General features: G+C 68.2%; 14 protein-coding genes and 1 tRNA gene. 10 read left to right on the top strand and 5 right to left on the bottom strand.

Annotation, left to right across the window (positions count from 1 at the left end):
• Positions 1-173 precede the first annotated feature (173 nt).
• The 4 genes from AB0N89_RS21540 (at position 174) to AB0N89_RS21555 (ending at position 5,401) form a co-directional block, all read left to right on the top strand.
• Positions 174-2,288: an alpha-galactosidase gene (locus tag AB0N89_RS21540; RefSeq protein ID WP_364207026.1), complete on the top strand. Its 2,115-nt coding sequence runs from the start codon at positions 174-176 to the stop codon at positions 2,286-2,288.
• Between the two features lie 119 nt (positions 2,289-2,407).
• Positions 2,408-3,670 carry an extracellular solute-binding protein gene (locus tag AB0N89_RS21545; protein ID WP_364207028.1) on the top strand — a complete coding sequence of 421 codons (1,263 nt, stop codon included), beginning with the start codon at positions 2,408-2,410 and terminating at the stop codon, positions 3,668-3,670.
• 7 nt (positions 3,671-3,677) lie between these two features.
• On the top strand, positions 3,678-4,565 hold the full coding sequence (locus tag AB0N89_RS21550; RefSeq protein WP_364207030.1) for a sugar ABC transporter permease: 888 nt from the start codon (positions 3,678-3,680) through the stop codon (positions 4,563-4,565).
• Positions 4,562-5,401, top strand: coding sequence for a carbohydrate ABC transporter permease (locus AB0N89_RS21555; protein WP_364207032.1), 840 nt, complete (start codon positions 4,562-4,564; stop codon positions 5,399-5,401). Before AB0N89_RS21550 ends, AB0N89_RS21555 begins: the two co-directional genes overlap by 4 nt.
• A gap of 88 nt (positions 5,402-5,489) precedes the next feature.
• On the opposite strand, the gene AB0N89_RS21560 is transcribed toward AB0N89_RS21555, so the two are convergent.
• Complete coding sequence (locus AB0N89_RS21560; protein WP_364207034.1) at positions 5,490-7,127, bottom strand: ABC-F family ATP-binding cassette domain-containing protein; 1,638 nt, start codon at positions 7,125-7,127, stop codon at positions 5,490-5,492.
• A 150-nt stretch (positions 7,128-7,277) separates the two neighbouring features.
• Here AB0N89_RS21560 and AB0N89_RS21565 point away from each other — a divergent pair, with 150 nt between their 5' ends.
• Complete coding sequence (locus AB0N89_RS21565; protein ID WP_364207036.1) at positions 7,278-8,168, top strand: PaaX family transcriptional regulator C-terminal domain-containing protein; 891 nt, start codon at positions 7,278-7,280, stop codon at positions 8,166-8,168.
• Between the two features lie 37 nt (positions 8,169-8,205).
• Positions 8,206-8,985, top strand: a complete 780-nt coding sequence (locus AB0N89_RS21570; RefSeq protein WP_364207038.1) for an enoyl-CoA hydratase/isomerase family protein — start codon at positions 8,206-8,208, stop codon at positions 8,983-8,985.
• A 4-nt stretch (positions 8,986-8,989) separates the two neighbouring features.
• Here the strand turns inward: AB0N89_RS21570 and AB0N89_RS21575 are convergent, their stop codons facing one another.
• Positions 8,990-9,898 (bottom strand): CU044_5270 family protein, encoded by a 909-nt coding sequence (locus tag AB0N89_RS21575; protein ID WP_364207040.1) that lies wholly within the window; start codon positions 9,896-9,898, stop codon positions 8,990-8,992.
• The gene (locus AB0N89_RS21580; protein WP_364207042.1) at positions 9,891-10,493 is read right to left on the bottom strand and encodes an RNA polymerase sigma factor; all 603 of its coding nucleotides are present in this window, start codon (positions 10,491-10,493) and stop codon (positions 9,891-9,893) included. The genes AB0N89_RS21575 and AB0N89_RS21580 overlap by 8 nt, the downstream gene beginning before the upstream one ends.
• Before the next feature lie 220 nt (positions 10,494-10,713).
• Between AB0N89_RS21580 and AB0N89_RS21585 the strand changes: the two genes are divergently transcribed.
• Positions 10,714-12,930 carry a glycosyl hydrolase family 18 protein gene (locus AB0N89_RS21585; RefSeq protein ID WP_364207044.1) on the top strand — a complete coding sequence of 739 codons (2,217 nt, stop codon included), beginning with the start codon at positions 10,714-10,716 and terminating at the stop codon, positions 12,928-12,930.
• A gap of 314 nt (positions 12,931-13,244) precedes the next feature.
• On the opposite strand, the gene AB0N89_RS21590 is transcribed toward AB0N89_RS21585, so the two are convergent.
• On the bottom strand, positions 13,245-13,952 hold the full coding sequence (locus AB0N89_RS21590) for an SDR family NAD(P)-dependent oxidoreductase (protein WP_364207046.1): 708 nt from the start codon (positions 13,950-13,952) through the stop codon (positions 13,245-13,247).
• 42 nt (positions 13,953-13,994) lie between these two features.
• On the opposite strand from AB0N89_RS21590, the gene AB0N89_RS21595 reads away from it, so the two are divergent.
• The 3 genes from AB0N89_RS21595 (at position 13,995) to AB0N89_RS21605 (ending at position 16,562) form a co-directional block, all read left to right on the top strand.
• Positions 13,995-15,020, top strand: coding sequence for a lactonase family protein (locus AB0N89_RS21595; RefSeq protein ID WP_364207048.1), 1,026 nt, complete (start codon positions 13,995-13,997; stop codon positions 15,018-15,020).
• 155 nt (positions 15,021-15,175) lie between these two features.
• Positions 15,176-16,345: an alginate lyase family protein gene (locus AB0N89_RS21600; RefSeq protein ID WP_364207050.1), complete on the top strand. Its 1,170-nt coding sequence runs from the start codon at positions 15,176-15,178 to the stop codon at positions 16,343-16,345.
• 143 nt (positions 16,346-16,488) lie between these two features.
• A tRNA-Pro gene (locus AB0N89_RS21605) sits at positions 16,489-16,562 on the top strand.
• Between the two features lie 168 nt (positions 16,563-16,730).
• Here AB0N89_RS21605 and AB0N89_RS21610 read toward each other — a convergent pair.
• The gene (locus AB0N89_RS21610; protein ID WP_364207052.1) at positions 16,731-17,618 is read right to left on the bottom strand and encodes a helix-turn-helix transcriptional regulator; all 888 of its coding nucleotides are present in this window, start codon (positions 17,616-17,618) and stop codon (positions 16,731-16,733) included.
• Positions 17,619-17,925: the final 307 nt, after the last annotated feature.

Here is a 17,925-nt window from a genome sequence, read left to right on the forward strand (position 1 = left end):
CCTGGTCTCCCAGTCTCCCCTGGGCGAGGGCCGGGTGGTCGGCCTGTGTCATCTGTTTCTGTTACATATCAACCACCCACCCCACCACCCCCCCCCACCCCGGCCCACTACCCGATGTACCGCCGACCGGGAGCCATCTGGCCGCCACCGGGATTCGGCGTCAGGATGGCGGCGTGGCAGAGATCGTTCACGACGAGAGCACCCGGTCCTGGCTCATCCGCACCGCGGCCACGAGCTACGCGCTCAGGCTGACCGAGGACGACGCGCCCTCGCACGTCTACTGGGGCCCGGCGCTCACCCCGGACCAGCTCGCCGACGTCCTCCCTCGAACCAAGGAACGCTGGGACGCCTTCAACGATCCCAACGAGGGCCTCGACGAACTCGCCGCGGACGGCGGAACCCGCTACTGGACCCCCGCCCTCCAGCTCCGGTTCGCCGACGGGACCCGCGCCCTCGAATGGCGCTACCTCGGCCACGACATCGACGGCGGACAGCTGCTCGTGCACTTCCGCGACCGCCACTACCCCCTGCGGATCGCGCTCGGCTACCGCGTCCCGGCCGGCACCGACGTCGTCGAACGCTGGACCGAACTCACCCACGACGGCCCGGACGGCCCGATCGAGGTCGTCCGGGCCGACTCGGCGACCTGGGTCCTGCCGGTCCGACCGGACTACCGGATCAGCCACGTCACCGGACGCTGGGCCGCCGAAAGCCAGTTGCTGCGGGAGCCTGTTCCCCATGGTGAGACCACGTTCGGCAGCAGGCGCGGTATCACCAGCCACCACGCCAATCCGTGGGTGATGCTCGACGACGGCGAGGCGACCGAACGGCACGGCGAGGTCTACAGCGCCGCGCTCGCGTGGAGCGGTTCGTGGCGGATCACCACCACCCGCTCGTCCACCGGCAGGCTCACCGTGACCGGCGGCTTCGGCCAGGACGGCGTCGTCCCCCGGCTCTTCCCCGGCGAAACGCTCACCACGCCGGCCTTCGCCGGGCTGTACACCGACGGCGGGTTCGGCGCCGCGAGCCGCGCCTGGCACGCGTACACCCTCGACCACGTCCTCCCGCACCCTGAGGAACTCCGGCCGGTGCTCTACAACTCCTGGGAGGCAACGGGTTTCGACGTCACCGAAGCCGGGCAACGCGAGCTGGCGGCCAAGGCGGCGGCGCTCGGTGTCGAGCTGTTCGTGATGGACGACGGCTGGTTCGGCGCCCGCGCCAGCGACCACGCCGGGCTCGGCGACTGGCAGGTCAACCGGGACAAGTTCCCCGACGGCCTCGAACCGTTGATCGGCGAAGTGCACCGGCTCGGCATGAAGTTCGGGCTCTGGGTCGAACCCGAGATGGTCAACCCGGACAGCGATCTGTACCGCGCGCATCCGGACTGGGTCCTGCACCATCCACAAAGGACACGGTCGGAGCTGCGACGGCAACTGGTGCTCAATTTCGCCCGCCCGGACGTCGCCGAGTGGGCGTTCGGCACGCTCGACAGCCTCGTCGGCGAGCACGGGATCGACTTCCTGAAGTGGGACATGAACCGCCCGTTCAGCGAAGCGGGCTGGCCCGGCGACACTGACCAGGACCGGCTCTGGGTGGAGCACACCCGCGCGGTCTACGCGATCATGGACCGCCTGCGCACGGCTCATCCCGGGCTGCGGATCGAGGCGTGCAGCGGTGGCGGCGGGCGGATCGACCTCGGCGTCATGGCCAGGACGGACCAGGTCTGGACGTCCGACAACACCGACGCGCTCGACAGGCTCGTCATCCAGCACGGCCACGGCCACGTGTACCCGGCGCGCGCGATGGCCGCGTGGGTCACCGACGACCCCAATTTCGTCACCCGGCGCTCCACCCCGCTGCGATTCCGGTTCCACGTCGCGATGGCGGGGGTGCTCGGCATCGGCGGCGACATCGTCAAGTGGCCCGAGGAGGACCTCGGCTACGCGCGCGAACAGATCGCGCTGTACAAGGAAATCCGGCCGGTCGTCCAGCACGGCGGGCTCTACCGGCTCGTGCCGCCGGCCACCGACGGCGTCTCCGCGCTGCAGTACGTCGCGGCGGACGGCGGGCACGCGGTGGTGTTCGTGTTCCGGCAAGCGGCACATTTCCACACTCACGAACGACCAGTCCGGCTCGACGGCCTCGACCCCGCGGCCCGGTACCGCGACGAGGACACCGGACAGGTGCGCCACGGCGCGGCGTTGCTGGCACACGGCCTGTTCCCGGGTCTGCCGGACGGCGATTTCGCCAGCGCGGTAATCCGGCTGACGAAGCTCCCAGCGGCATAATAGGTCTGACGTATAGCCTGCTCTCGCTCGCAAAAGGCCCATCCTGCCGCTTGACATCCCCCTAGACATCCGATCGAATGCCGTCGTCTGTGCGACGCCGCGAGAAGGGTGACTGGGGCATGAGAAGGTCCTTCGCGTGGGGAGCGGCGCTCCTCCTCGCCGCGAGCCTCACCGGCTGCACGGTCGGCGGCGGCACCGGCGGCGAGATCACCTTCCTGACCTTCGAAACGCCGAACCTGCCACCGTCCTATTGGGACTCCGCCATCAAGCGGGTCACCGACCGGAATCCCGGCCTCGGCGTGAAGAAGCTGGTCGCCCCGTCGACCGATCGCACCGGTTATGCCAAGCAGTTGCTGCAATCCGGCCAGTTCCCCGACGTCGCCATCGCCGTCGACTCGGCCGGATTCGCCGAATCGGGCAACCTCTACGCGTGGACGCCCGAGGAGCTCAAGGACTTCCAGTTCCCCGGCGCCAACCCGATCAAGGGCGGACACCACCAGCTGCCCGCCAACACCCAGACCATTCCGCCGATCTACTACAACAAGAAGCTCTTCGCCGACGCCGGGATCACGGCGGCGCCGACGACCTGGAACGCACTCCTCGCCGCGTCGGAGAAGCTGAAGGCGAAGGGCATCACGCCGTTCACCATCGGCGGTGGCAAGGAAGGTTTCCCGTCCGCGATGCTGCTGGACGGACTGGTCAGCGTCGAGGTCTACGGCAAGACCCCGGACTGGCTTTCCCAGCGCCGGGCCGACAAGGTCAAGTTCGCCGACCCTGCCTTCCAGCAGGCGTTCGGCAAGTTCGCCGACCTGGTCGCCAAGGGCTACATCGACAAGACGCAGGTCTCGCGGGACTACTCGGCGACCGAGGCGGCCTTCCTCAACGGCGAGGGCGCGATGTACCCGATGGGCAACTGGTTCGCCGCCAGCGCCGACGCGAAGAAACCGCCGTTCGAGATCGGCGTCTTCAACTTCCCCTCAGAGGACGGGAAACTCGTCGTCCCCGCCTACACCGGCGGCGGCATCGTGGTCAACGCGAAGTCCTCGAACCTCGACGCGGCCAGGAAGTTCGCGCTCGCGTTCCAGCTCGACAAGGAGCAGATCGACGCCTCGGTCAAGGCCGACGGCCTGTTCCCCGCGATCAAGGGCTACACACCGCCGTCCGACGCCGGACCGGTCTTCAAGGCGGGCTACGACCTCTACCGGGACGCCGTGGCGAAGAACGCCGTCGTGAACGCGTTCAGCTGGGAAACCGCGGACGACGGGCTCCTGCCCGGGATGAAGGACAAGGTCTACCAGGCCGCGCAGGACGTCATCACCGGCCGCAAGACGGTGGCCGACGCGTGCGCGTTCCTGGACGCCGAGTGGGCGAAGGCGCGCTGACCCCGCGATGGCGAGAAAACCGATCCTGCCGCGGGTATGGCATTTCGCCTCGTTCGGCGCACCCGGCGTCGTCATCTATCTCTGTTTCGTCATGGCGCCGATCCTCATCAGCTTCGGCTACAGCCTCACGAACCACAATCCGTTCAACCCGCCGTCGGAGTTCGTGGGGCTGGAGAACTACAAACTGCTCTTCCAGGACGAGCAGTTCCTCACCGCGCTCCGGGTCACCACGATCCTGACCCTGATCGTGGTGGTCGTGCCGAACGTCCTCGGACTCGGTGTCGCGTTGCTGCTCGACCGGAAAGGCTGGCTGTACAACGCTTTGCGGAGCGTGTTCTTCACGCCCGTGATCCTCAGCTCGGTCGTGGTCAGCATCATCTGGACGAAGCTGCTCGACGACCGGGGACCGGTCAACGACGTCCTCCGCGCGCTCGGCGCCGAGCATCCGCCGGGCTGGCTTTCGGACCCGGATCTCGCGCTGTACTCGGTCGCGTCGATCGTCTGCTGGCAGATGCTCGGGTTCTGCGTGGTCGTGTACCTCGCGGGCCTGCAGGGCGTCCCGGCCGAACTGCTGGAGGCCGCGGAGATCGACGGCGCCGGACCGGTCCGGCGGTTCCGTGCGGTGACCTGGCCGCTGCTCGCGCCGTCGCTGACGATCAACACGGTCGTCCTGCTGATCTCGGCGTTCAAGACCTACGACTACGTCAAGGTCGTCACCAACGGCGGGCCGGGCTCGGGGACCACCGCCACCATCGCTTTCGACGTCCTCGCCACCGGCCTCGACGCGAACCACGTCGGCTACGCCTCCGCGATGGCCGTCGTGATGCTGGTGATCGTGGCGACGCTGACCACGATCGTGCTGCGGTTCCTGCGGCGGCGGGAGGTCGACCTGTGACCACAAGGGACAGTGCACGCCGTTCGTGGCTCCGCCCGGCCGTGGCGATCCTGGTGAGCGCGATCTTCTCCGTGCCGCTGTACTACGTGCTCGTCAACGTCTTCAAACCCGGCGACCTGATCGCCCGGGAGCCGGCGTCGGTCCCGCTGCCACCGACGCTGACCAACATCCACGCCGTGCTCACCCGGCCCGACGGCCTGTTCTGGGTGAGCCTGGCGAACAGCATGCTCGTCACCCTGCTGTCGATCCTCGTGCTGACGGTGCTTTCGGCGATGCTCGGGCACTACCTGGCGCGCTCGGACAAGCGCTGGACCAAGGTGCTCGCGCTGATCCTGCTGGCGGGTTTGATGATCCCGCCGCAGGTGATCCTGATCCCGGTCACCGAGGTGCTGCGGCTGACCGGGATGATGGCGACGCTGCAGGGGCTGGTGCTGTTCAACGTCGGGTACTACGTGCCGTTCGGCGTCTTCGTGTTCACCGGGTTCGTCCGCGGGGTTCCGGTGGAACTCGAGGAGGCGGCTCTGCTCGACGGGGCGAGCAGAGCGCAGGTGTTCTGGCGGATCGTGTTCCCGTTGCTGCGCCCGGCCACCGCGAGCGTCCTGATCTTCCTCGGCGTGTGGATCTGGAACGACTTCATCGACCCGCTGATCATCCTCGGCCCCAGCCAGGGGACCACGGTCACCACCGGGATCTACCGCTCGATCGGCCAGTACCAGGCGGACCTCGGGAGCGTGTTCGCGCTGATGTTCCTGGCGACCCTGCCGGTGCTGATCTTCTACCTGGCTCTGCAGAAGCAGTTCGTGAAGGGGCTGACCGGCGGCGCGACCAAGGGCTGACCCACACCTCTTCGCAGATGTCATGAAAGGGTCTTTCAGGACGAGAAACGTCCTGAAAGACCCTTTCATGACATCCGGCGCGGGCCGTTCAAAGCTCGGTGACCTTCCCGTCGGCCACTTCCAGCCGCCGTGTCGTCGCCACCGCGTCCAGCATCCGCCGGTCGTGCGTCACGAGCAGCAGCGTCCCCGGATAGTCCGAGAGCGCCGACTCCAGCTGCTCGATCGCGGGCAGGTCGAGGTGGTTCGTCGGCTCGTCGAGCACCAGCAGGTTCACCCCGCGCGCCTGCAACAGCGCCAGCGCCGACCGCGTCCGCTCCCCCGGCGACAACGTGGCCGCCGGCCGGAGGACGTGCGCGGCCTTGAGGCCGTACTTCGCCAGCAACGTCCGCACGTCGGCGTCGGCGAGTTCCGGGACCTCACGGGCGAAGGCCTCGGCGAGCGGAAGGTCGCCGAGGAACAGCTTCCGGGCCTGGTCGACCTCCCCGACCACGACGCCGGAGCCGAGGGACGCGGCGCCCTCGTCGACCGGGACCCGGTCGAGCAAGGCGGCGAGCAGGGTCGACTTCCCCGCGCCGTTGGCCCCGGTGATGGCGACCTTGTCGGCCCAGTCGATCTGCAGGTCCACCGGCCCGAGGGTGAACTCGCCCCGCCGCACCACCGCGCCGCGCAGGGTCGCCACGACGGCGCCCGCCCGGGGCGCGGCGGCGATCTCCATCCGCAGTTCCCATTCCTTGCGCGGTTCCTCGACGACTTCGAGCCGTTCGATCATGCGGTCGGTCTGGCGGGCCTTCGACGCCTGCTTCTCCGTCGCCTCGCTCCGGAACTTGCGGCCCACCTTGTCGTTGTCGGTGGCCTTGCGCCGGGCGTTCTTGACGCCCTTCTCCATCCAGGAACGCTGCATCGCGCCGCGGGCTTCGAGGGAGGCCTTGGTGTTCGCGTACTCCTCGTACTCTTCGCGCGCGTGCCGCCGCGCGACGGCACGCTCCTCCAGATACGACTCGTAGCCACCGCCGTAGGTCCGCACCTGCTGCTGGGCGTAGTCGAGCTCGACGACACGGTCCACCGTGCGGGCGAGGAACTCGCGATCGTGGCTGACCAGCACGGTCCCGGCGCGCAGCCCGGTCACGAATCGCTCCAGCCGCTCCAGGCCGTCGAGGTCGAGGTCGTTGGTCGGCTCGTCGAGCAGGAAGATGTCGTACCGGCTCAGCAGCAGTGAGGCCATTCCCGCCCGGGCCGCCTGCCCGCCGGACAGCGACAGCATCGGCTGGTCGAGAGTGACCGTCAGCCCGAGATCCGCGACGACCTCGCCCGCCCGGTCGTCCAGATCCGCCCCGCCGAGCGCGAGCCAGCGGTCGAGCGCCACACCGTAGGCGTCGTCCGCTCCGGGCTCACCCGCGGTGAGCGCCTCGGTGGCGGCGTCGAGCGCGGCCTGCGCGGCGGTGACGCCGGTGCGGCGCGACAGGAACGCGTGGACGGACTCACCCTCGCGGCGTTCCGGCTCCTGCGGAAGGTGACCGATGGTGGCCGTCGGCGGGTTCAGCCGGACACTGCCCTCCTCCGGCGGCACGAGGCCGCCGAGGGTCTTGAGCAGGGTCGATTTGCCCGCGCCGTTCACGCCGACGAGACCGATCACTTCGCCGGGGGCGACGACCAGGTCGAGACCGGAGAACAGAACACGGTCGCCGTGGCCGGCGGCGAGATCCTTGGCAACGAGTGTGGCGCTCATGAGATCGGTAAGTCTACGGGGACCGATTGAACAGCTCGTGGTCCCTCGGAAGAGTGGCAAGTATCCAAGCGATCACGGAACGTGGGTAGCCTGGACGTTCTTCTGGACCCGAACGAATTCCCCCCGAGCATTAGAGGTCGGTGACAGCAAATGGCGGACTCCGCCACCCCGGTCCCCGTCGTCCACCAGCAGAAAGGCGGTACCCGTAGGCCGACGTTGAGCAGGCGGCGCGAAGTCAGTCATGCCAGTGCGCGATCGCTGCTGATGACGATCCTCGGCGAGTACGTCCTGCCCCGTGACCAATCGATCTGGACGTCGACACTGGTAGAAGCGCTGCGAGTGCTGGACATCGAGGAGAAGTCCGCCCGCCAGGCGCTCGCCCGGTCCTCCGCGGAGGGCTGGGTCGTGTCCGAACGCGTCGGACGAAGAGTGCGCTGGTCGCTCACGCCGCCAGGCAGACGGCTTCTTACCGAAGGCGCTGAACGGATCTACGCCTTCGGCAACGAGGAAAAGGCCTGGGACGACCGCTGGCTGATGCTGATCGTGTCGGTCCCCGAAGCGAAGCGGGATCTCCGGCACCGGCTGCGCACACGCCTGACCTGGGCCGGATTCGGCTCGCCGGTGGCGGGTGTCTGGGTCAGCCCGGATCTCAGCCGCCAGCGCGAGGCGCAGCAGATAGTGCAGGAACTCGGCCTCGACGCGCAGGCGATGTCGTTCACCGCCGCGTACGGAGAGGTCGGCGACCAGGAGACGATGGTCAGCCGGTCCTGGGATCTCAGCGATCTCAAGGACCGCTACGAGGATTTCATCGACCGCTTCACCGGAACCCATCCGTCCGGCGAACACGGTGTCCTGCGCGCGCAGACCGAACTCGTCCACGAATGGCGCAGCTTCCCGTTCCTGGATCCGCGTCTCCCGCTGAAACTTCTCCCCGACGGGTGGAGCGGCGTGCGCGCGGCGGACCTTTTCCACCGCATGCACGTCGAATGGCGACCAGAAGCACAGGCGCAATGGGACGAACTCGCGTCGACCTCCGGCTAGGGTCACGGGAAAACGACCTACCGGGAGGTAACCCGCCTTGGCCACCTCGATCCGCCTCGACCGTGAAGACGGCCTCGCCGTCCTGACCATCGCTTCGCCGCCCCTGAACCTGTACACGGCGGACCTCCAGGACGAACTGGGCGAGGCGATCGGTGCCCTGGAGGCCACACCGCCGCGCGCGGCCCTGATCCGGGCCGAGGGGAAGATCGTCAGCGGCGGCGTCGACGTCTCCCTGTTCGACGCCCAGGCGAGCGCCGCCGAGGCCAAGGTGCTCTTCGACGAGATGCTGGCGATCCCGGACCGGATCGCCGCACTCCCGTTCCCCACCGTCTTCGCCGCCCACGGCCTGTGCCTGACCTGGGCCTTCGAGGTCGCGGTCGCCTGCGACATCATCCTCGCGAGCGAGAAGGCCAAGTTCGGCCTCGTCGAGCGGGTCGTCGGCCTGACCCCGACCATGGGCGGCACGCAGCGTCTCGCCGCCCGGGCCGGCGTCGGCCGCGCCAAGGAGTTCGTGATGACCGGCGCTACCTACGACGCCGCGACCCTCGAACGCTGGAACGTGGTGAACCGGGTGCTCCCGGTGGACGGCTTCGACGAGGCGGTCCGCGCCTTCACGACCGACCTCGCGCAGGGGCCGACGCGGGCGCACGCGGCGACCAAGAAGGTCCTCGAGCACTATGAGCACGGCGGCGTCGCCGAGGCGAACGAGCACATCACGACGATCGCCGCCGGGCTCTTCGACACCGAGGACCTGCGCGGCGCGGTGAAGTCGTTCCTGGCCGACGGTCCCGGCAAGGCGACCTTCACCGGCCGCTGATCCCTCAGGGGCGCTGACCGGCCTGGTCGACCACACCGGACGCGGTCACCGCGGTCGAATTCGTGCCCAGGAACTCGAAGGTGTCCGCGGCGAAGACGAGCACTACCGGCTTCGCCACCTTCGGGTCGTCTTGCGGCCTGAGCGGCCACGTGATGCCGACACCGGGCCTGCCCGCCGCGTCCTCGGTGTGGTCGACGGCGCGCAGCCCGGGCACCTTGGCGGCCGCGCCGAACAGGGCCGCCCGGGCGGCGGGCGTGAGCAGCGTCTCGTTCGCCAGCGCGAGGACGTCCTTGCCCATCGCGTTGTAGTCACCCGTCTCACCGCTGTGGTTGGCGTCGAGGTAGGCGAACATCGCCTCGACGTCGACGGGGAGATCCGTCCGGTAGGCGGGTGATGGCGTGCAGGGCTCCATGACGCCCTTGAGCGGCTGATCGCCCTTGTAGACCTGCGCCTGTCCGTTCCGGCAGCCCGGGAGCGGGAAGAGCGAGCCGTCCGCCATCCTGATCCGCCCGTCCCGGGTGCCGTCGGCCGACAGCCACGCTTCTCGTTCTCCGTCAGGCTGCTTGGTCTTCGTGTAGAGGAACTGGTCCGGTTTCGGCGGTGTGTCCGATGCCTTCGACGCGGCCGCGGCGGCGTTGCGGAGTACGACGACGGGGTCCGCGGCGGCCGCGGGCGGCTCCAGCCCGACCTTCTCGACCGGTGCCAGCGCGACGACGGCGGTGATCGCCGCGGCGAGACCGGCCGCGCCGGCACCGATCCAGGCCCAGCGCGGCCTTTTCTTCAGCGGCACCACGTTTTCCGTTTCGGCGGCGGCGATTTCGGCCGTCAATCGCGCGCGCGCCGAGCCGAGTGCGCCGGAATCCGCGAGTGGCACCGACTTCGTCCGCTCGGCGATCAGCTGCAGCTCATCCATGGGTGGAGATCTCCTTCGAAATCGGGGTGTCCGGGCACCCGAGCGCCTCTCGGACCTTGCGGCGGGCACGGTTGAGCCGCGAGCGGACGGTGCCGAGCGGGATGCCCAGCGCCGCGGCGACCTCCTCGTAACTCAGGCCTTCGCCGGCGAACAACGTGAGGGTGTCGCGGTCGCCGTCGGCCAGTTCCGCGAGCGCGGAGTCCAGCAGTTTCCCCATCGCCTCGGCGGTCACCTGATCGGCGACACGTTCGGCGTGCCCTTCTTCGTCGGGCGGCGGACCGAGGGCTTCGCGCAGTTTCAGCTCCCGTACCTCGTCGCGGCGCCGCTGCGCGACCAGGTTGGTCGCGATGCCGTAGAGCCACGGCCGGGCGTCGCGGCGTTCGGTGTCGTATCCCTCGCGTTTGCGGAAAGCGATCAGGAACGTCTCCCCCAGCGCGTCTTCCGCGGCCGCGGGCCCGATGCGTCTGACCAGGTAGCGGTGGATGTGCGCGGCATGCCGGTCGAAGATGACGGAAAACCAGTCCGGGCCGGTCACCGACCTCGCTATCACTTCCGCGTCCTCCGGATCGCCCGGATCCGCCCCAGATGAGCTCATGAACCGCCCTTCGCCGTTCGTCAGTGTCACTTGTTGTCCGCATCCGGCGCCGAACGGGTTCACGACCGACGAATCGGTCTAGACCTTTTATGCGTGCCGCGCTACATTCATCTGTGGTCTAGACCACGCGCGCCATTTTCCGAGCAGGTCAGTCTCGCCGCCTCTTTTGGAGAGAACCGCCATGAGACGCACCAGAAAACGACTACTCAGCGCACTCACCGTGACACTCCTCGCTGCCGGGCTCCTCGTGGCAGCGGGTACTCCGGCACTGGCGGCGGGCCGCCTCCGCGCCGTCCTCGCCTTGACCGGGAACACCGGTGAGTACACCGTCACGAACCCCAGCAGCGAAACCGTCGCCGACTGGTCCATCACCTTCACCGTCCCCGCGGGCGTGACCGCCACGAACGGCTCCAACGCCACGGTTTCCCAATCGGGCAACCAGGTCACCCTCACCCCGGCCTTCTACATCAAGTCACTCGGGCCGGGCCGTTCGACCTATCCCTACAGCCCGACGTTCCAGCTCAGTTCCGGGGTCACCCCGACCACCTGCCGGATCGACGACGGCAACTGCGACGGTTCCGGCGACGCGCCTCCGTCGACCCCGGCCAACCTGCGCCTCGTGGCGAAGACGACCACGACCGCCGCGCTGGCTTGGAACGCCGCGGCGCCGGGCTCGCTGCCCGTCGTCGGCTACGACGTCTACCAGGGCACGACGCTGGCGACCACGGTCACCGGCACCGAAGCGAGGATCACCGGGCTGACACCGAACACGGCCTACAGCTTCACGGTCGTCGCCAAGGACCGGAAGGACGCCAAATCCCCGCCCACCGCGGCGTTGGCGGTGACCACCAACAACCCGAGCGACGACACCCAGGCGCCGACCGCGCCGTCGAACCTCCGCTCGACCGCGGTCACGTCCAGTTCCGTCGCGCTGGCGTGGAACGCCTCGACCGACAACACCGGCGTCGTCTCCTACGACGTCTACAACGGCTCGAACCTCGCCACCACGGTGAACGGGACGACCGCGACGGTGAGCGGGCTTTCACCGTCCACTTCGTACTCTTTCACGGTCAAAGCCCGTGACGGGTACGACAACGTCTCCGCCGCGAGCCCCGCAGTCAGCGCTCGCACCGGCGACATCGTGAACGGGTACGCCCGGGTCGGCTACTTCGTCCAGTGGGGCATCTACGGCCGCCAGTTCTTCGTCAAGAACCTGGTGTCCAACGGATCGGCCGCCAAGCTGACGCATCTGCTGTACGCCTTTGGGAACATCGACCCGGTCAACCACACCTGCCTTTCGGGTGTCACCAAGGGAACGACGTCGAATCCCCAGGACCCGAGCCAGGGTGACGGCGCGGGCGACGCGGAAGCCGACTACTCGCGGCCGATGTCCCCGTCCCAGTCGGTCGACGGCGTGGGCGACACCGGCTGGGAGACGTTGCGCGGCAACTTCAACCAGCTGAAGAAGCTCAAGGCCAAGTACCCGAACCTGAAGGTCCTCATCTCCTTGGGCGGCTGGACCTACTCGAAGTACTTCTCCGACGTCGCGGCCACCGCCGCTTCGCGGCAGAAGTTCGTCGCGTCGTGCATCGACACGTACCTGAAGGGGAACGTCAAGGCGTACGGCGGAGCGGGCGGGCCGGGCACGGCCGCCGGCATCTTCGACGGCATCGACATCGACTGGGAGTGGCCGGGCAGCCCCGACGGTCACCCCGGGAACCACTGGAGCGCCAACGACAAGACGAACCTGACGGCTCTGCTGGCCGAGTTCCGCACGCAGATGGACGCCTACGGCGCGACCACCGGCAAGCGGTACGAGCTTCAGGCGTTCACCCCCGCCGACCCGGCGAAGGTGAGCGGCGGCTGGGAGATCCCGAAGATCTTCGACTACCTCGACGTCGCCAACGTGCAGGGCTACGACTTCCACGGCTCGGGCAGCGACAACTCGTGGGAGCCGAACATGACCGGCCACCAAGGGAACCTCTACCCCGACGCGGACGACCCGTACAAGTTCAAGTTCAGCGTGGAGTCGGCGATCGCCGCCTACACCAACGCCGGGGCCAATCCACGGAAACTGACCCTCGGGCTCGCCTTCTACGGGAGAGGCTGGCAAGGGGTCGCCGACGGCGGGAAGAAGGGTGAATGGCAGAGCGCGACAGGCGCGGCGCCGGGCCAGTTTGCCGAGGAAGCAGGTACTCGTGGCTACGCGAATCTCTTGGCCAGTGTCCCGAACTGCACCGTCCAGCACGACACCGCGGCCGTGGCCACGGCGTGCTACACGGGCAACGGCGGACAATGGTGGACCTTCGACGACGCCTGGTCGATCCAGCAGAAGGTCGCCTGGCTCAAGTCCAAGGGACTGCTCGGAGTCATGGCCTGGGAGATGTCGGGTGACACCGGCGCGCTCATGACCGCGGTGGACACTTCGCTGAAGTAAGGGACTCGTGGGTGGTAAGGACGGTTCCAACGGACTCGTATTTACCTACCCACTGGGTGACCGGTGATCGCGTGTGGAGGATTTGGGACATTCACCGTCCCAGATCCTCCACACCCGGCTCGGGGTGACGCTTGCGCTGGATGCCGGTGCGGTCGAGCGGGGAGGATTCCGGCCGTTGGACGTCCGGAATCCTCCCCCGTCACCTCATCTGCCACCGGTCGTGACCGGCACGACCTTTGATCCGCGACCGGACGCCCAGCCCCATGCAGGCAGGCGAAGACCGGTCCGCCCCAACCGTCCTTACCACGCACGACCTAGACCGAGTCCTTCGTCGCGGTCCAGCCGCCGTCCACTACCAGCTGTGTCCCGGTGACGAACGAGGCCGCGGGCGAAGCCAGGAACGCGATCACCTCGGCGACCTCTGCCGGATCCCCGAGCCGCCCCGCCGGAGTCGCCCGGACGGCGCGGGCGTGGTCGGCCTCGGACACGCGGTCCCAGACGGGAGTCCGGATCGGGCCGGGAAGTACGGAGTTCACACGGACCTCGGGCGCGTACTCGACGGCCAGCTGACGGCCGAGCGCGACCAAAGCTCCCTTGCTCGCCGCGTAGGCCGGCCTCCCGGGCAGTCCGACCAGCGCGTGCACCGACGAGACCAGCACGATCGATCCCCGGCGCTCCCGCAACGACGGCAGACAGGCCTTGGCGCCGAGGTACGCGCCCGCGAGGTTGACGTCCAGTTGCCGGTCCCAGTCGGCCCTTTCGAGCTCGTGCAACGGCGCCACCACGGAGGTGAACGCGTTGCTGATCAGGACGTCGACCCCGCCGCAGACCCGTTCGGCGAGCTCGACGGCCCGCCGCCAGGTGTCCTCGTCGGACACGTCGCCGACGACGGCGTGCTCCAGCCCGGGTTGCTCGGTGATGTCCACGCCGACGACGGTGTGCCCGGCCGCGGCCAGGCAGCCGGCGGTCGCCGCGCCGATACCGGACGCCGCTCCCGAAACGATCGCGCAGGATGTGGTCAAAAGGGATTCTCCTCCACCTCGGCTTGCTGCACAGTGTGCCTCGTGACTTCTGCGAACGACGACCGGACTCTGCTCATCGTCGGCTCCTACACCGCCGCGAGCGACGGAAACGGCGAGGGGATCGGGACCTTCTGGCGCGACGGGCGGACCGGGGAGCTGACTCCGGCGGGCTCGCTCGAACTCGACTCACCGAGCTGGCTGGCCCCGCATCCCTCGCTTCCGGTGCTCTACGCCGTGAACGAGACGGCCGAAGGCGCGATCACCGCCGTGTCGGTGGCCGAGAACGGGACCTTGGAGATCTTGAACGCGCTCCCGACCGGCGGAGCGGATCCGTGTCATCTGGCGATCACTCCCGACGGCCGGTTCCTGTTGTGCGCCAACTACAGCGGCGGCAGCCTGGCCGCGTTCGCGCTGGGTCCGGACGGCGTGCCCACCGTGCGCACGGCCCTCGTCCGGCACGAAGGCACCGGGCCGGTCACCGAACGGCAGGAAGCCGCGCACGTCCACATGGCCGTGCTCGACGAGACCGGCACGCTGATCAGCGCGGTCGACCTCGGCGCCGACGAAATCCGCAGCTACCGCCTCGGCGAGGAAGGCGACCTGATCCCGTTGTCGGTGTCGGCGCTGCCCGCCGGGACCGGCCCGCGCCAGCTGGTGCGGCGCCCCGGCACGAACCACGCCTACGTCGTCGGCGAACTGGCAGCTTCGCTGCTGACAGTGCGCGAAGACCCGCCGGGCACGTTCGCCGTCGAGGCCTCCATCCCCGCGACGCTCGCTCCCGGTGGCGACAACCTTCCCGGACAGCTCACGCTGCACGACGACCGGCTGCACCTGTCGAACCGGGGTCCCGAGGCGATCACGGAGTTCGCTTTCGACGGCGTCCTCCCGAAGGCCGTCGCCGATCACGGGACCGGTGAATGGCCCCGGCATTTCTCCGTCGTCGGCGATCATTGTTATGTCGCGTCGCAGAGCGCCGACGCGATCCAAGCCTACGAACGCGCGACGTGGCGGCTGATCGGCACTTATCCGATCGGAAGCCCGGCTTTCGTCACCCCCTGGCGACACTGATTCGTTCAGCGGGCCGAACGCTTTGTTCAGCCCGCTGAACAACGACGAAATTCTTTCTTTTCGAGGCGAATTAAGGTCTTGACGCAACTGGTTCAGACCATGACACTGAATCGCACGCCGCCGGTGACCTGGCTCACACCCGCCCGAGGAGAACCATGTCCCTACCGAAGAAGTTGCTCGCCCTGGCCACGCTCGTCCCGTTGGCACTGGGCCTTTTCAGCGCCCCCGCCCAGTCCGCGCCCGCCACCTTCGCCCACCCCGGCGTGCTGGTCAGCCGCCCGCAACTGGACTTCGTGCGCGCCAAGGTCCAAGCCGGCGCGCAACCGTGGAAACAGGCCTACGACGCGATGCTGTCGAGTCCGTACGCCTCGTTGTCCCGGTCACCGAAACCGCGCGCCGTCGTCGAATGCGGCCCCTATTCGAAGCCGAATATCGGATGTACCGATGAACGGCAGGACGCGATCGCCGCGTACTCCCTTTCTCTGGCGTGGTACATCACCCGCGACACGAAATACGCGACCAAGGCGATCGAGATCATGGACGCCTGGTCCGCGGTCCTGAAAGATCACACGAACAGCAACGCTCCCCTGCAGTCGGCCTGGTCCGCTTCCTCGTGGCCGCGCGCCGCGGAAATCATCAAGCACACCTACACCGGCTGGCCGAATTCCGGCCGCTTCGGCACCATGCTCCGGACTGTGTACCTGCCCAAGGTCATCAACGGCAGTCACAGCAACGGAAACTGGGAACTCAGCATGACCGAGGCCGCGATCGGCATCGCCGTGTTCCTCGACGACAAGACGAGCTACGACAAGGCCGTCGCGAAGTTCCGCGCCCGCGTCCCCGCCTACCTCTACCTGACCAGCGACGGCGCGCTCCCGAAGACCGCGCCCGGCAGCGGCCTGGACACCCGCGACAAGATCGTGAAGTACTGGCAGGGCCAGACGACGTTCGTGAACGGCCTCTCGCAGGAGACCTGCCGGGACTTCACCCACACCGGCTACGGCCTCGCCGCCATCGCGGATTTCGCCGAGACCACCCGCATCCAGGGCCAGGACCTCTACCCCGAGATCGCCGACCGCCTCCGCGAAGGCCTCGGCTTCCACGCGAAGTACCAGCTGGGCGCGGCCGTCCCGTCGTGGCTGTGCGGCGGCAGCCTGAAGCTAGGCCTGGGCCCGGTCACCGAGGTCGGCTACAACCACCTCCACACCCGCCTCGGGCTCACCATGGCCAACACCGAGGCGCTCACCCTGCGCCAGCGCCCGGCCGGCACCAACAGCCTGTTCGTCGCCTGGCAGACCCTCACGCACGCCGGCAACCCACAGTGACTCCGTGAGGGCCGCCTGATTGCGGCAGGGCGGCCCTCACGGTCCGTTTTCCCAGCTCAGAAACACAGTGACCCCTGGGTGCAAGCCCCTGTTCGGGACCCGCTAAAGTACTCACATCGCACTCCACGGAGCGCGAAACGGTCCGGGCTGTGGCGCAGTTTGGTAGCGCACTTGACTGGGGGTCAAGGGGTCGCAGGTTCGAATCCTGTCAGCCCGACGGACAGACGAAGCCCCTGGCTTGTACCTCAGGTACAGGTCAGGGGCTCTTTCGTGTCCAGTTCACGGGTTGCACTCAGGTCCCTGGGGACCGAATCGACAAGCTCCTGGCGAATGTGCGATCCCGCTCCCCCGGCCAAAGATCGTGTCGGCGCTTCTGTTTACAAGGCTACGTGGTGGCGCGAAGAGTGCGGCTCGGGAGTTGGCCGTAGGTGGCTTCGTAGCGCCGGCTGAACTGGGACGAGGTGAATCCCCAGCGTGCGGCGATCGAAGTGACGGTGTCCCACCCCTCACCGGTCGCGGTGCGAAGATCGTCGTGCGCATGGCTGAGGCGGACCTGTCGCAGGTAGGCCATCGGCGTCGTGTCGAGGTGGCGACGGAAGGCCAGCTGCAACGCCCGCGGTGAGACATAGGCGGCGCGGGCGATAGCCGCCAGGGACAGTTCGTTATCGGCGTTGGCCTCGATGAACGAGATGGCCCGGCGCACGGTGCCGGGGTGGGCGTCGCGACGCTCCTGGGAGGGATTGCTGACCAGCGTGTTCGGATAGGTGCTGAGCACGACCGCGGCGAGCAGGTTCACGGCGCTCGAGACGATCAGGGGCGCGTCGTTCACCGGCATCACGGTGTCGCGTACGACGGCGATGCCGCGCTGGAGACGCAGCTGCGCCTGACGGGAGACCGGCCGGTGGTCGAGCAGGCGGATCGGCTCGGCGGCGTCATCGTCCGCCGCCAGGTGCGCGAGCACGGCGGGATCGATCATGGTCAGTCGCACGTGGGAGGCGTGTCCCGCGCCGGCGTAGGACATGCCCGGCCTGGCGATCAGGTATTGGTCACCGGGGCCGAAAGTCTCTTCGTCACCGTCAGCGGATCTGGTGATGGTGTTGCCGACGACGTCGCAGATGATGATCCGGTCGGGCGGTTCGGCGACGAAGCCGATCTCGAAGCTGTTGTCGGCGTCGTCAAAGATGATCGCCGGATTCACGACGCTGCGGGTGATGTGGGTGCGGGTGTTTTCGCCTGCCGCACCGAGGCGCATCCTGGAGTAGGCGACACTCATGAACGCCTCGGCCTCGTCAGGATTACGAGTGTCGAACGTCTCGACTGATCCAGGCACGGTAGTCATGGGCGCTCGGTGTGGTCGCGGCTGTCCCCTGCTTCGTCCGCGGGAGCCGACGCGAACGACCACTCGATCGGCACCGTCGTTGTCATCGTCAGGCCCTTCTCGACAGCACACGATAGCTCTGGTCGGGCACGCGTGTCGACGCTCGACACCCCCGCCGGCTGAGCGCTCGAGAACCGCCGGTTCCCGCTGCATTCCCCAATCCACGTCACCGAACATTCTTTTCTTTGACAAATAAGCAGGT

The sequence above is a fragment of the Amycolatopsis sp. NPDC089917 genome, assembly GCF_040684635.1.
GTDB lineage: Bacteria > Actinomycetota > Actinomycetes > Mycobacteriales > Pseudonocardiaceae > Amycolatopsis.

Coding starts and splice junctions, on each gene's coding strand:
- AB0N89_RS21545 (WP_364207028.1), top strand. CDS start 2,408: ATGAGAAGGTCCTTCGCGTGGGGAGCGGCGCTCCTCCTCGCCGCGAGC.
- AB0N89_RS21550 (WP_364207030.1), top strand. CDS start 3,678: ATGGCGAGAAAACCGATCCTGCCGCGGGTATGGCATTTCGCCTCGTTC.
- AB0N89_RS21560 (WP_364207034.1), bottom strand. CDS start 7,127: ATGAGCGCCACACTCGTTGCCAAGGATCTCGCCGCCGGCCACGGCGAC.
- AB0N89_RS21565 (WP_364207036.1), top strand. CDS start 7,278: ATGGCGGACTCCGCCACCCCGGTCCCCGTCGTCCACCAGCAGAAAGGC.
- AB0N89_RS21575 (WP_364207040.1), bottom strand. CDS start 9,898: ATGGATGAGCTGCAGCTGATCGCCGAGCGGACGAAGTCGGTGCCACTC.
- AB0N89_RS21580 (WP_364207042.1), bottom strand. CDS start 10,493: ATGAGCTCATCTGGGGCGGATCCGGGCGATCCGGAGGACGCGGAAGTG.
- AB0N89_RS21600 (WP_364207050.1), top strand. CDS start 15,176: ATGTCCCTACCGAAGAAGTTGCTCGCCCTGGCCACGCTCGTCCCGTTG.
- AB0N89_RS21610 (WP_364207052.1), bottom strand. CDS start 17,618: ATGAGTGTCGCCTACTCCAGGATGCGCCTCGGTGCGGCAGGCGAAAAC.